Annotated in this window: 17 protein-coding genes; 3 read left to right on the top strand and 14 right to left on the bottom strand. The window is 34.9% G+C overall.

Annotated features, from left to right (window positions below):
• Positions 1 to 23: 23 nt before the first annotated feature.
• The 3 genes from A3223_RS05945 to A3223_RS05935 are packed head-to-tail and all read left to right on the top strand — an operon-like array spanning position 24 to position 1632.
• Positions 24 to 443 (top strand): chemotaxis protein CheX, encoded by a 420-nt coding sequence (locus A3223_RS05945; protein WP_084041241.1) that lies wholly within the window; start codon positions 24 to 26, stop codon positions 441 to 443.
• A complete protein-coding gene (gene fliN / locus A3223_RS05940) occupies positions 440 to 757 on the top strand; it encodes a flagellar motor switch protein FliN (RefSeq protein WP_021091807.1) in 318 nt (105 codons plus the stop codon). Before A3223_RS05945 ends, fliN begins: the two co-directional genes overlap by 4 nt.
• Positions 754 to 1632 (top strand): excinuclease ABC subunit A, encoded by an 879-nt coding sequence (locus A3223_RS05935; RefSeq protein WP_084109541.1) that lies wholly within the window; start codon positions 754 to 756, stop codon positions 1630 to 1632. The genes fliN and A3223_RS05935 overlap by 4 nt, the downstream gene beginning before the upstream one ends.
• A gap of 102 nt (positions 1633 to 1734) precedes the next feature.
• Here A3223_RS05935 and A3223_RS05930 read toward each other — a convergent pair whose 3' ends face one another.
• The 14 genes from A3223_RS05930 to A3223_RS05865 form a co-directional block, all read right to left on the bottom strand.
• Positions 1735 to 3183: a Ppx/GppA phosphatase family protein gene (locus A3223_RS05930; protein ID WP_084109540.1), complete on the bottom strand. Its 1449-nt coding sequence runs from the start codon at positions 3181 to 3183 to the stop codon at positions 1735 to 1737.
• A 2-nt stretch (positions 3184 to 3185) separates the two neighbouring features.
• Positions 3186 to 4403 (bottom strand): sensor histidine kinase, encoded by a 1218-nt coding sequence (locus A3223_RS05925; RefSeq protein WP_180378704.1) that lies wholly within the window; start codon positions 4401 to 4403, stop codon positions 3186 to 3188.
• A 38-nt stretch (positions 4404 to 4441) separates the two neighbouring features.
• On the bottom strand, positions 4442 to 5113 hold the full coding sequence (gene hsrA / locus A3223_RS05920; protein ID WP_021091657.1) for a homeostatic response regulator transcription factor HsrA: 672 nt from the start codon (positions 5111 to 5113) through the stop codon (positions 4442 to 4444).
• 76 nt (positions 5114 to 5189) lie between these two features.
• Positions 5190 to 5516, bottom strand: coding sequence for a dihydroneopterin aldolase (locus A3223_RS05915; RefSeq protein WP_084109539.1), 327 nt, complete (start codon positions 5514 to 5516; stop codon positions 5190 to 5192).
• Positions 5513 to 6124, bottom strand: a complete 612-nt coding sequence (gene plsY, locus A3223_RS05910) for a glycerol-3-phosphate 1-O-acyltransferase PlsY (protein ID WP_084109538.1) — start codon at positions 6122 to 6124, stop codon at positions 5513 to 5515. The genes A3223_RS05915 and plsY overlap by 4 nt, the downstream gene beginning before the upstream one ends.
• A gap of 58 nt (positions 6125 to 6182) precedes the next feature.
• Positions 6183 to 8471 (bottom strand): ATP-binding protein, encoded by a 2289-nt coding sequence (locus tag A3223_RS05905; protein WP_084109537.1) that lies wholly within the window; start codon positions 8469 to 8471, stop codon positions 6183 to 6185.
• 8 nt (positions 8472 to 8479) lie between these two features.
• Entirely contained in the window at positions 8480 to 9562 is a 1083-nt protein-coding gene (locus tag A3223_RS05900) for a PilZ domain-containing protein (RefSeq protein WP_084109536.1), read from the bottom strand.
• A 123-nt stretch (positions 9563 to 9685) separates the two neighbouring features.
• On the bottom strand, positions 9686 to 10285 hold the full coding sequence (locus A3223_RS05895) for a peroxiredoxin (RefSeq protein WP_021091673.1): 600 nt from the start codon (positions 10283 to 10285) through the stop codon (positions 9686 to 9688).
• Between the two features lie 237 nt (positions 10286 to 10522).
• The gene (locus tag A3223_RS05890) at positions 10523 to 11530 is read right to left on the bottom strand and encodes a beta-ketoacyl-ACP synthase III (protein ID WP_084109535.1); all 1008 of its coding nucleotides are present in this window, start codon (positions 11528 to 11530) and stop codon (positions 10523 to 10525) included.
• 3 nt (positions 11531 to 11533) lie between these two features.
• The gene (plsX, locus tag A3223_RS05885) at positions 11534 to 12523 is read right to left on the bottom strand and encodes a phosphate acyltransferase PlsX (protein WP_084109534.1); all 990 of its coding nucleotides are present in this window, start codon (positions 12521 to 12523) and stop codon (positions 11534 to 11536) included.
• A 3-nt stretch (positions 12524 to 12526) separates the two neighbouring features.
• On the bottom strand, positions 12527 to 12673 hold the full coding sequence (gene rpmF, locus A3223_RS05880) for a 50S ribosomal protein L32 (RefSeq protein ID WP_002942540.1): 147 nt from the start codon (positions 12671 to 12673) through the stop codon (positions 12527 to 12529).
• A 12-nt stretch (positions 12674 to 12685) separates the two neighbouring features.
• Positions 12686 to 13045 (bottom strand): hypothetical protein, encoded by a 360-nt coding sequence (locus A3223_RS05875; protein ID WP_021091843.1) that lies wholly within the window; start codon positions 13043 to 13045, stop codon positions 12686 to 12688.
• Positions 13046 to 13061: 16 nt separating this feature from the next.
• A complete protein-coding gene (gene ndk / locus A3223_RS05870; protein ID WP_084109533.1) occupies positions 13062 to 13475 on the bottom strand; it encodes a nucleoside-diphosphate kinase in 414 nt (137 codons plus the stop codon).
• A gap of 108 nt (positions 13476 to 13583) precedes the next feature.
• Positions 13584 to 13868, bottom strand: coding sequence for an NADH-quinone oxidoreductase subunit I (locus A3223_RS05865; protein WP_084109532.1), 285 nt, complete (start codon positions 13866 to 13868; stop codon positions 13584 to 13586).
• Positions 13869 to 13972: the final 104 nt, after the last annotated feature.

Below are 13972 nucleotides of genomic sequence, written 5' to 3'. Positions count from 1 at the left end.
ATTTCAAGTCTTAAGGAAGAGATATGAGAAAAGTTATAGATGAAGCTACAAGCTATCTTTGCAAGGATACTTTAGGGCTAGATTTAGAGTTTGGCAAGAGTCTAGGCAAAGGATTTTACGGAGCTAGCATACCAGTCTATAAGGGCAAAAGCGAGTATCATTTTTACCTATTTTTTAAAAAAGATACTTTGAAAATTTTCATGAATGCCTTTTTTGGTCACGAAGATGTTGATGGTGGTGATCTAGACGATCTTTGTAAAGAGATAGCAAATCAGATCATTGGCAAAGCTAAAAATTTACTAAATGAAAAAGAGCCAAATGCTTATAAACTTGGAACGCCTGAATTTTTAGGCGAAGTTGAAAATTTTGGCATAAAGCTAAAAGAGAAATTTGTATATAAAATAAAAAATAGAACATTTCAAATAGGCTACGATATACAATGAACGACGAGAGTGCGATAGAGACGCTAGAACAGCTAGGGCTTTTTAAGAGCTATGATGAGCTTATGGATATAAGCGTTGATTTTATAGCTGAGCTAGGAACTACCACAGTTAGCATAAATGAGCTTTTGAAATTTGAAGCTGGCTCGGTCATAGACCTCGAAAAACCAGCTGGCGAGAGCGTGGAGCTATATATAAATAATAGAATTTTTGGAAAAGGCGAAGTAATGGTTTATGAGAAAAATTTAGCCATCAGGATAAATGAAATTTTGGACTCAAAGTCAGTTATTCAGTACTTCAAAAAAGAACTTTTATGAAATTTGTACTATTTTTTGTGCTTTTTGCTACGCAGATCTTTGCCTCAAACTTGCTAACATACAACATCTATGAGCGCACCGACAGGGTTGATATCATGCTTAGCTTTGATGCGCCGTATGAGGGCAATATCTTTCAAAAGCGAGAAAAAGACACAACATCTTTGATATTAAATTCGCTAAATTACGATCAAAGTGCCAGTAAAGATATAAACTCAAAGATTATTCAAGAGCTTGAGATAGAGCCAAAGCAAAACTCGCTTGTCTTAAATTTGCGCTCAAATGATGCTATTATCGTAAATGCATCAAAGACGACTGATAGTTTTGGACTCCGCATTCGTGTAACTCTAAAAAATGCAAAACCTCAAATACAAAATATGCCTCAAGCTAGTGCAAAAATAGAGACACCTAGCACTCCAAAGATAGATGAAGAGCCTATGTTAAATATAGACTCAAGGTATTTTATAGTTTTAAGTGTGCTTATTGCGCTTCTTGTATTTTTATATGTATTTAAAAGATATATTACGTCAAAGAGTAATGATTTTAGCGGATTTAAAGCACCTAGAAATCAGTCTCAAAATGATACAAAATCAATGAACTGGCTACTTAAAAATCAAAATAGTAACGTCAATATAATATATGAAAAGTATCTTGATCGCACGAATAAGCTAATGCTATTAAGCTATGAAAATAGGCGTTATTTGGTGATAGTTGGTAGCTCAAATGTAATGCTTGATAGCTTTGGTGAAGACAAGATACAAAATGAGCAGGATTTTGCTATATTTTTTGAAGAAAACAAGAAAAAACTAAGCTCATTTTTAGAAGAGCGAAAAAATAGTTTAAGTAACTATAAAGATAAGATGAGCGGAGAATTTTAGTAGTTTTAGCTAAAATTCTCATCCAATAATTAGGTCTTATTCTGAGTAAATTTTTAACCTTGTATGCTTAAAATTTTTATACGTTAAAGCTAGTTTCAAAATTTATACAAACGAAATAGCAAAAATTTCAGGTTTTGTGATCTTTTTTATCTCTTCTTTTGCCATAGCAAATTCTTTTGCACCTTCTATTTTTAGCGTATGCCCACTAAATTCGAAGTTTAAATTTAGCCTTTCACAGGTTAGATCAAGTGCCTTTGCTAGTGAGAGTATAAAACTCAGCCATCTTATACACTCGGCTTTTGGAAGTAAATTTTTATATCGCTCAAATTCATATATATTTTTCTTTCCGTTTGTACCAATTACTACTGCAATCAATGCTTTTTGTTCATGCGAAAAGCCATAATTTAAGGCATTTAGGACTATATAGGCTGAGTTTTTATGATCGCCATAAAAGCCAATCTCTTGACCGACATTGTGAAGTTTTGCAGCAACTAAAAGCACTTCAAGATAGTTATCACTTAGACCATGAAGCTTTTTTAATACAATAAATATATCTTTTGCATATCTTGTGACCGATTTATTGCATGATAATATAAAACGATCTTGCAAACTTTTGATACTTGGATTAAAATTTTGCGGAAATTTAAGGCTAGGGCGTAAAAAATCTTTCAAGAACACTCCCTCTCTTACGCCAACCCCACTTGTTATAATATTTTTGGCATTTAGAGCTTTGGCGAGGGCCAAAAAGATATGTGCACCCTCTCTAATGGTATCGTATCTATCTTTTTTAATAGGAAATTTATTTAGCTCAAGCACGCTAACATTTGCGATGCTCTCGATGTAGGCTTGCTCGTCGCTAAGCTTGTAGCAAAAGCCATGCAGTGATGAGAGTGGATATAAATTTTTGCTCATTATGGCAGATGATATCGCTCTAAGAGAGCCACCAATAGCGATTATATTTTGGCATTTAAATCGCTCATCTATCTGTTTTGTAACTTGTTCTAAAAATTTTGGCAATTTATTTAAGTTTTTTTTATCAAAAAAAAGCTCTTTTAATCTAACTGTGCCAATGTCAAGTGAGAGCGTATCTATTATTTTGCCTTTGCTTATTCTGGCAAGTTCAGTTGATCCGCCACCGATATCGATAGTGACACATTCATCGATATTATGGAGTAAATTTTTGGCTGCGATCGCACCAAAAGTAGCCTCTTCTTTGCCGTCTATGACTTTTAAATTTATACCAAGTTTTTTTCTTAAAAGAGAGATCAGAACATTTGCGTTTGGAGCGTCCCTAAGCGCTGAAGTACCAACACATAAGACTTTATTGCATTTGTAGCTTTTTATGATATTTGAAAATTCGCTAAAAGCCTTTAGTGCTTTTTTCATTGAGCTTTCGGATATTTCATTGTTTGAACCATATCCACCTTCGCCTAGACGCACTTTTGTTTTATATTCAGCTAGTATAAAAAACGCTAAGCGTGACGTTCTCTCAAATATCGCCATTCGCATAGAATTTGAGCCAAGGTCGATTACTGCGGTTCTCTTTGCCATTTCTATCCTTTTATATTTAAAACTAGGCTTGCGACTGCACCGCTTCTATCGTTTCTATTTTTAATGTCTACTTCGCCACCAAGAGCCTGTGCCGCACCTTTAGCTAGAAACAACCCAAGCCCAGCACCACCTTTGTCGCCGTATCTTTTAAATGGAGCAAATAAATCTTTGCTCTCATCTATACCTATTCCTTCATCTATTACTTCGATAATAAATTTATTTTTTATGAGCTTAGAGCTAATCGTAATGGTGCTATTTTTTGGTGAAAATTTAATGGCATTTTGAACAAAATTTTGCACAATGTGAGTTAGCAAGCTAGTTTGTATTTTTAGATTTAAAATTTCTGGTTTTAGGTCTAGTTTTATATTTTTTTCATCATTTTTCGCAAGTATCTCATAGTTTTTCGCAAGTTTTTTTAAAAAACCTATGACATCGGTATTTACCGGCTCTTCAAACTGAGCTCCCTCTTGGCGACCGATCTCAAGCACAGAACTTATCATCGCGTTCATGCCGTTTATAGCTTCATTGTTTGATTTTAGTGCCTCGATATATTTTTCGCTCTCGCGTGGCTTTAAAAGCGTAACTTCATTTTTTGTTTTCATTACAGCCAGCGGTGTTTTTAGCTCATGTGCCACGCCTACAAAAAGTTCTTTTTGATATAAGACAAATGTTTGGATGCGAGAGATTAGCCTATTTATGCTTTGTCCAAGTGGTAAAAACTCATCTGGTAGACTTTTTATATCGATCTCATGAAGAAATTTTTCGTCTAAATTTGTAAGCTTGTGACTTAAAATTTTTATAGGTATTAAAAGCATTCTTGATAAAAATAGTGCATAAAAAAGCACCAAAAGTATCGCTGATACATTTACGATTATAATATCTATAAAAATTTCTTCTACTATATGAGCTTGAAGAGTAGTATCTTTTTCTAGGCTTAAATAACTACTTTCATCGAGTTTTGTTATTAAAAAAGTTTTACTTTGATCCTTTGATTTTTGCGTTACGATATATGTTTCTTTATCTTGTGGCTCGTCTGCTTTTATCGTTGCTAGGGTTTTGTTTGGATTTTCTATCGTAAATGTTTTTGAATTTAAAGGATTGAAATTCTGAGGATTTTTTTTATAAGCTTCGGCTTGATAGTTTAGCTCATTAACTACACTTTGAAAAACGGTAACCCTTATATAGTGATAAAGCATTACCGAAATAACTACAATTAGCATCATAGCACCAGATGCTAATTGTAGTATAAATCTATTCCTTAGGCTTTTTTTGGAAAACAAAATCTATATCCGCGTCTTCTAACAGTTTCAATTGTTGAAATATTTAGTGGTTTGTCCATTTTTTGGCGGATTTGGTTGATAGCGACTTCAATGACGTTTGGAGTTACAAGCTCTGGCTCTTCCCAGATAGCATCGAGCAGTTGCTCTTTAGATACGATCTGATCTGAGTGTCTTGCAAGATGAGTTAGGACTTCAAAAGGTTTACCCTTAAGCTCAATATCGCGACCCAAATATGTGATTTTCTCCTCATCTGGATTGATGATAAGTTCATCGATTTTTATAATATTTGTGCCACCAAAGCGTAGTCTAGCTTCAAGTCTAGCTACTAAAATGTCAAAATCAAATGGTTTTTTGATATAGTCATCAGCACCAGCTCTAAGTGCTTTTATTTCGCTTTCTTTATCATCTTTTGCAGAAAGAACTACAACTGAAGTACGTGGAGATTTATGTTTGATGATGTTTATAAGATCTATGCCATCGCCATCTTGGAGCATCCAATCAGTCAAAACTAGATCGTAATTTCTGATACCTATATAGTACTCAGCATCTTTAAAATTTTCAGAGCTATCAGTTTGATAGCCAAACTCTTGCAAGCCCTCAGCAATCGTCTTATTTAGCGTCACTTCATCTTCAACTATTAAAATACGCATTTTGCTTCCTTAAACTAAAATTTATGGGCGATTGTATCATAAATTAAGCAATATTTCAAGATAGTTTAATAAATTTTTAAAAAATAGTGTTTATTTTTGCTCCAACAACTGCGTTTGGTAAAATTTCAGTTTTTAAAATTTCCATTTTAAGGCTAGTTAGTGAGCCAAATTTCTCTTTTAACGCTTTGCTAGTTTCTTCAAGCGACTCTTCAACGCTTTGAAACTGTCTTTCATTATAAAAATTTTTAACAAAGTCAATAATTAAAACATAATCAATAAAGCCAGTTGAGCAAATTTCTAGATTCATTTGCACCTCTTGCTTAGCGACTCGCTCAAAATCAAGCATTCCGATGATCGTTTCAAATTTATAATCTTTAATGATCGTCGTCATCTCGCTTTTCATACGACTTTTTTCTCCTTACCAGATATTAAACGAACGATATTTGGTATGTGTTTATAAACCACCAAAAATGCGATGATTAGTATCGGAGCATGTGTGTAAATTTCATCTAACTCTGGATGGATTATAAAGCTTGATGCAATCAGAGCTATCAACGCACAAAGTGAAGCAAGAGAGCTAATTTTTAAAAATTTTCCGACCACAAACCAAACAGCTAGAGCAATAATGATCTCAACTGGTAAGAAAAATGCGATCACTCCAGCTCCAGTTGCGACTCCTTTGCCGCCCTGAAATCCTAAGAATATTGAAAAACAATGTCCAGTCACGCTTAAAACCGCCATAGTCCAAAGCACGCTTTGGCTAGCTCCCAAATGTGAAGCGACAACAAGTGGCAAAACGCCTTTTAAAACATCACAAACTATCGTTAAAATGGCTAGTTTTTTGGCTAATTTTGGATCTTTTTGTTTTAAAACTCTTAAAACATTTGTCGCACCGATGCTCTTGCTACCTTCGTTTTTTATATCAACATGCCCAAAAATTTTTGCAAGAATGAGACCAGATGGAATACTTCCAAGTAAATAACTAATGGCATAAAGTATTAAATTTTGCATATTTTACCTTTTAAATTTAACAGAAATGATAGTAAAAAAATACTAATTATCTTATAAATCATCTCCACAAAAGTACGACTTTCTCGTCATAGATATCGCTTTTCTTTGGTGAAATTTGCGTTTCGTTTATCGTGATGTTTTTAACATCATTTGCTTCTTTTAACGCATCGCACTCTTGTGCAAATTTCTCTTCAAGTTCGCTAATGGCTAAATTTATGTCATTTACACTTTGCTCGCTAAGCTTGACGTCACTTCGCTCTTTTAAGACTCTATTTGCACTTCTTGCACTCGATGCGATTTTACCCGCATTTTGACGAGATAAAAGCTTGTTGCCAAATATCGCTCCAAGTATGCTAGCGCCTATATTTATGGCAGCATCAAGCCCACTTATGGTCATCTCTTTTTGCTCTTTATCAAGCTTTGCAAGGGCTTTGTTTAGCTTATCTTGCAAGCTCTTTTGCTCTTTTTCAAATTTAGCCGTGAGCTTTGCGGTTTGCTCTTCTAAAATTTCATTGCACTTATCCTGAAGCCTTATAAAAAACTCCTCTTTTGACTCGTTTTCTTTTGAGTAAATTCCCATCGCTTCAAAGGTGTTAAATTTGAAATTTCTATATAAAAACTCTTTAAAATCTTTCTCTAAAGCGTCAAAATTTTTAGCGCTCGTTATAAAATTTGGCACAGCAGCAAAGCTTGCGCCGCTTGGCTCATTTTCGCTCGCATCAACGTGCATGCCTTCGCTAGCCTCGCTCCAGTTTGGCTCATTGTCATTTTCATTTAGTTCATAAAGATAGTTTGCTTCATAAACGCTATCGATACCTTTTTTAGTATCATAAATTCTTATCTTTGCGCTTGCAAATAAATTTGGCGTGAGGCTTTTTGAGTTAGCATAAAGTTGCGTGATTTCATTTGAGATTATGGGCTTTATGCTAAATTCCATCTCGCTTTTATCGATCCTTGTATCAGATAAATTTTCTTTTTGCTCTTTCATTAAATTTAAAATTTGTTCGCGGCTAAGCGGGCCTTTTAGATAGCTAAGCGCCCAGCGCGTAGAGATGACGTTTAATCCGTCTTCGTTTATATTTTTCACTAAAAAATTTCTTTTTGCTAAATTTGATATGAGATTTTCAAGTGAAGCTTTGTCTAAGCTTGAGCCTGCGATGCCGCTTAGTCCGTCTATAACGCGGGCTTTGTCCTGGGTTGTTTGGAGGCGGCCTATGAACCAAGTACCGATGTTGCTAAGACCTTTGTAGTCAAGATCGACTGGGTTTTGCGTGCTTAAGACACAGCCAAGACCAAATGCACGAGCCTGCTTTAAAAGTGTGAGCATAGGCGTTTTTGATGGCGGGTTTGCATTTGGTGGGAAAAATCCAAAAATTTCATCCATATAAAGGATCGCTCTAAGTGAGCTTGTACCCTCGGTGCCGCGCATCCACGCGATGATCTCGTTTAGTAAAAGGGTGACAAAAAACATCCTCTCGGCGTCATTTAGGTGTGAGATCGTAAAGATATTGCACTTTGCTTTGCCATTTTCGTCAAAAAGCATCTTTGAAATTTCTAGCCTAACGCCTTGCGTCCAGCCTTTAAAACTTGGGCTTGCGATAAGTGCGTTTATCTTCATGGCAAGCTTTAGGCGCTCACTGCTTGGATAGAAGGTATCGACGTCAAAAACGCCTATCTTTTTAAAAGGCGGATTTGCGATGAAATTTATAAGCTCTTCGATGCTGATATCTTTTTGCTCTTTAAATTTAGTATCAAATATGGTTGAGATGAGCAGCTGTTCTTTTGAGTTCATGTCCTCAGAATTTATACCAATAAGAGATAATACCGAGGCTGCAAGTGAATTTATATAGTTGCTAAAAATTTCTTCGTCAGTGATATTTGGGCAGGTAAAATCACTAAGTAGCGCCACGCCTATGCCAGCTGAGCTTTTTGGTGTGTAGATGTTAAAGCTAGCGCTCTCTTTTAAAATTTTTACTCGCTCAAGATCTTGAAAGCTAGACTCTATGCCGTTTTTCCATAGCTTGGCTTGAGCAGCGGCAAGTTCCTCTACACTTTGACCTTTGTTGGCCGCTTCTGCTTCATCGACGTATGGTAAAAAATCCTCCGGCCTCATCTGCGGAAAGGTTAGAGCTAAATTTGTGATGTCGCCCTTTGGATCGATGATGATAGAAGGGATATTGTCTATGCAGGCTTCTTCTAAAAGAGTGATACCAAGGCCTGTTTTGCCGCTACCTGTCATACCGATGATGGCTGCGTGGGTGGTTAGATCCTTATTTTTATAAAAAAATGGTTCTTTGTCTTTTAGTCCGATATAAAAAAGTTTTAAATTTTCTTGTATTGTTTTCACTAGCTGCCTTATTCGTATAAATTTATACGTGAGCGAAGCTCATCAAGTGTCTCTTTTATGCGCTTTTGCGTAAAATCTTTTATCGTTTCATCATCATCGATAAGCTTCATGCAGTATCTTATGTAGCCTTTATATGCTAGCTCTGTAACAAGTCTTAGCTTTAAAGTCACGTTTTTTACTTTATCTGGCGCGATTGAGATATCAAAGCTCGCTTCTAGCTCTTCTCCATCTTGAAAATTTGTAGTTTGCGGGCTTAATACACTTATACCGCCTTCAGAAACATCATAAAGGCTACCTTCAATCTTGTCTTGTTTGCCTTTGATAATAGCTTTGGTAAAACGATTTGGCAAGATACGTTGGAATTTTCTTTTATATGCGTACATCGTCGTATTTCGTAAGAAGTTTGAAAGAGTGACGCCTTTATTAACTATATTGTAATTAACAATATCAGCACATAATGGCTTTGAGAAAAAGCTATTTGGCAAAATAAAACCTTTGCCGTCTTGCTTCATGGCTAAAATTTGCATCATATCCACGCGAAAAACGACACTATCTTCTTTAACTTCTAAAATTTCAGCCTCATATTTTATATTTAATCCATCATATAAATTTAAAAGCTCTGGCCTTACCTTGGCTTTTTTCATGCGAGTGAAAGTATTGATCGGATCTTCATAAAAAAATGTTCCGGTTTCGATCATGTCTTTTACATTTGTTTCTTGCTGATCTTTGGCACCACATAAAATTTCTTTGATTCTTGAAACGGCATTTACGAAATAACCTACGAAGGTACTGTTGTCACAAGAGTGACTAAAATTTAAAGTCAAATTTAAAAGTAGAAAATTGATTAATTCATCTCTTGCGTTTGATTTTGGTATTAGATTATTCAAATCATCTTGTAGCTGCGTAGCATTTGGCTTTTGAATAAGCAGTGTATCAAAGATGTTTTCAAGACAAATTTTTACCTGATCGTGCGGCACGATAAATGTTAGCTGTCTACAAAATTTGATACCATCGTCGATAAATTTATCTCTTAATTTAAGTATGCTATCTTCGCAATTTATTACAAGCTCTTGCCTGCCTTTAAAATCCATTTAGTCTCCGGAATGTTATTGATTAAAGCCAAGGCTATGATATAAAAAGTTATATTAAAAAAGTATTTAAATTTATTTGGAGGAGAAATTTCTAGGTAAAAGATACCTAGAAATTTCTGTTGATTATAGTTTGCCTTCGTTATGTGAAAGGTAGTCAGCAACACCTTCAGTGCTTGGTTTCATGCCAGCATCACCTTTATTCCAGCCAGCTGGGCAAACTTCGCCGTGCTCATTTGTAAATAGCATAGTATCAACCATTCTTATCATCTCATCGATATTCCTGCCAAGTGGAAGATCGTTGATAACTGCATGGCGAACAGTGCCATCTTTGTCTAGTAAGAATGAGCCACGAAGTGCTACACCAGCATCTTCTAGAAGTACGTCAAATCCGCGAGCGATTGATTTTGTCATATCAGCTACGATAGGGAAGCGAACTTTGCCAATACCACCTTTGTTTACTGGAGTCTCTTTCCATGCAAAATGTGAAAATTGGTTGTCGCATGAAACTGCGATAACTTCGATACCACGTGACTTGAACTCGTCATATCTTTTGTCAAATGCGATAATTTCGCTTGGGCAAACAAAAGTAAAGTCCATTGGATAGAAAAATACAACTGCGCCTTTCTCGCCAATATTTTTATAAAGATTAAAATCATTTACAATTTGATTGTTTCCTAAAACTGCTGCAGCTGTAAAATCAGGTGCTTTTTTTGTTACTAACATTTGTTCTCCTTAATAATAAATTTTATTGATTGCGAAATTATATCTATTCAAAATTAAATTTAGTTTAAATATATTTTAGAAATTTTTGTGTAGTAAATTTAGCGTTATTGATAAGAGTAGAAAATGGATTTTTGTTAAAAGTGTTAAAAATTTGAATTTTAAAAATTTTATTGATGAGAATACTTGAAAGAAATTAGTAAAAGCGTTACTAAAAATTTAGAAAATTACTTGCTGTAATTATTGTAAGTCGCTAAAATTTTTTCCACCAAATTTTAGAATTGCTGATCCCCATGTAAAGCCGCCACCAAATGCATCAAGAAGCAAAACTGAACCATTTTTGATACGGCCGTCTTCATAGGCATCATTTATAGCCATCGGAATTGAAGCGGAGCTTGTATTGCCATATTTAGCAACAGTCAAGACACACTGCTCATCTTTAAAATTTAATCTATTTTTTACTGCATCTATTATTCTTATATTTGCTTGATGAGGTATAAAAAAATCAATATCTTCGCTTTGCATTTTATTTGCATGTAAAATTTCTATTACGCTTTTGCTAAGTGTTTGAACTGCTATTTTAAAAACTTCATTTCCACTCATATGGATAAAATTTAACCTATTTTTTAGTGTTTCCTCGCTAGCTGGAAATACACTCCCACATCCTGGAGTTATTAAAAGTTCAGCTTGTTTGCCGTCACTTGCTGTATGGATATCGATGATCTCATTACCATTACTACTACTAATTACAGCTGCACCTGCTCCATCACCAAATAATATACAAGTGCTTCTATCTGTATAGTCAACAATAGAGCTTAATTTTTCGGCCCCAATGATTAAAACATTCTTTTTGGCACCGCTAACAATGAGAGAATTTGCAAGTTCTAAAAGATAAATAAAACCGGTACAAGCCGCACTTATATCAAATGCTGTAACTCCATAGTTTAAACCCAAATTTGCAGCTATTTTGCAAGCAGTAGAAGGCATACAAAGATGATCTGGAGATATTGTGGCACAGATGATTGCATCTATTTGAGATTTATCAAGTCCTGAGCGTTTTATGGCTAATTCACCAGCCTTTGTACCAAGGCCACTTGTTGTTTCGTTAGTTGCAATATGCCTTTGCTCGATACCTGTTCGCTTTACTATCCATTCATCACTTGTTTCAACCATTTTTTCAAAGTCAAAATTTGTTAGAATTTTTTCTGGAATATAAGAAGCGATAGAAATCAGTGAAGCTTTTGGCATATTTTACCTTGCAAAGTGCGAAAGTTCTTCTTCGATAACTTTATTTATGTTTGAATTAGCAAATTTTATTGCTTGAAAAATTGCATTCTTTATAGCTTTTGAATTGCTTTTGCCGTGACTTATGATAACACAACCATTTACACCAAGAAGTGGTGCACCGCCATATTCGTCATAGCTAACCTGCTTTTTAAGTGTCTTAAAAACTTTTCTCATGAGTACAGAGCCAGCTATAGCAAGAGGTGATTTTTTAATTTGTTTTTTGATAATTTTACCTATAGCGTCTGCAACGCCTTCGCTAGTTTTTAAAAGAATATTTCCCATAAAACCATCACAAACCATTACATCGATACTACCATCAAAAATTTGGTTGCCTTCTGCATTACCAACAAAGCTATCAAGCCTAGAAACTAATTTAAAGGCTTCTTTGCTAACTTCATTGCCTTTGCTCTCTTCTTCGCCATTTGATAAAAGACCAACTTTTGGCTCTTTTCTACCTAAAATTTCTTTTGCATAGGCCTCACCCATTATGGCAAATTGAAACAAATGCTCGCTTCTACAATCAACATTTGCACCAACATCTAAAACTAAAGTCGCAGATTCTTTTGAATTTGGCATAAGTGTTGCAATTGCTGGACGAGAAATATTTTTTAGTCTACCAATTCTTAGGGTAGCTAAACTCATAGTTGCACCGCTATGACCGGCAGAAACTAAAGCATCAACTTCCTTATTTTTTAAGAGTTCAATTGCTTTGTAGATCGTACTATCTTTTCTCTTAAGTGCATCAGTCGCACCATCTGCCATCGAGATAACTTCGCTAGCTTCTAAAAATTCGATATTTTTTAAATAAGATTGTGGAATGAGTGGTTTGATGACATTGCTATCGCCAACTAATACAGCTTTAAATTCTGTCTCTTTTAGTGCATCAATAACACCAGATATTATAGGATCTGCACCAAAATCACCACCCATAGCATCGATAGCAATGCGAATCATATTTTAATATTCACCTGTAGTTTTGTTTATGCGGTGAGGCATTTTCCAAGAACCATCTTTGTCTTTTACAGGTACTGGAAGTGTAACTTTATAATGTGTTCTACGTTTTGCTGCACGAGAATGACTCACTCTTCGCTTTGGTACTGCCATTTTTACTCTCCTTTATAAATTTTTACATTTTTCACAATAGAAATAATCACTTTTAAAAGCTTCTAACTCGCTCTCAAAGACTTCTTTTAAATTAATATTGCCATCAAAAAATTCCATCGTATCGCTAAGCTCATTTTCGCTATCTTTATAAATACCGTCACTTAAATTTAGCTCTACATCTTGATCGATAGGTAGCATAAATACTTCACCGCATCGATCGCAAACATAATTTATATTCCCTTTTATTTTGCCTTGGCATTTTACCAAAAAAGGGTCTTTTCTTTTTAAAATTCCAATAAAAACTAAATTATCATTTCCTACTAGCTCAAAGCTTATATCTTTGTTTGCTATTTTAGAAAAAGATATAATCAATTTTCTTGACCTAAAATTAGCAAATTTCTCTTGAAGCAAAGAAGAAATTTATTTCATTCACAGCATTTTCTAGACTATCACTTCCGTGAACCGCATTTGCATCAATGCTATCAGCAAAATCAGCTCTTATAGTGCCAGGAGCTGCTTCTTTTGGGTTAGTTGCACCCATTAGCTCGCGGTTTTTAGCAACTGCATTGTCGCCCTCTAAAACCATAACCACAACTGGCCCGCTTATCATAAATTCGACTAGATCGTTGTAGAAAGGTCTATCTTTATGAACTGCATAAAATGCTTTTGCATCGCATTTGCTAAGTTGGATTTTCTTTGCAGCTGCGATTCTTAAGCCGTTACTTTCAAATCTATCTATAATTTTTCCAACAACATTTTTCTTAACAGCATCAGGCTTAATAATAGAAAGTGTTCTTTGCATAAATTTTTCCTTAAATCTAGGTTATTTAAATTGAAGTTGGCAATTATATCAAATAAAGCTTAAAAATAAAATAGGCTCAATTTGAGCCTAAAATTTATAAATATAAAATTATTGAATAACTGGAATAGAGCCATTACGTGCATCAGCACCGATTTGATCGCGAGAAGGTTGTCCTGCTACAACAGCGTCCCATACGATACAACCGTCAGTTGGACAGGCGGATGCACAGGCTGGCTCATCGTTATAGCCTACACATTCAACACATTTATTTGAATAAACATAGTATGCGTCTGCTCCAGTTGGGTTGTCGCTATCATCAACGATGGCTGAAACTGGGCATTCATCAATACATGAACCACAGCTTATGCATATATCAGTTATTTTTACAGACATTTTTTCTCCTTAGATTAAAATTTGGCGTAGAATATCAAAAAAAGCTGAAAATGATATAAATAGGCTCTTAAATTTAACTACAATCTTAAATTTTAGAAAAACTA

This window comes from Campylobacter concisus (genome assembly GCF_002092855.1).
GTDB lineage: Bacteria > Campylobacterota > Campylobacteria > Campylobacterales > Campylobacteraceae > Campylobacter_A > Campylobacter_A concisus_AI.
This window is presented reverse-complemented; position numbering and strand designations above follow the sequence as displayed.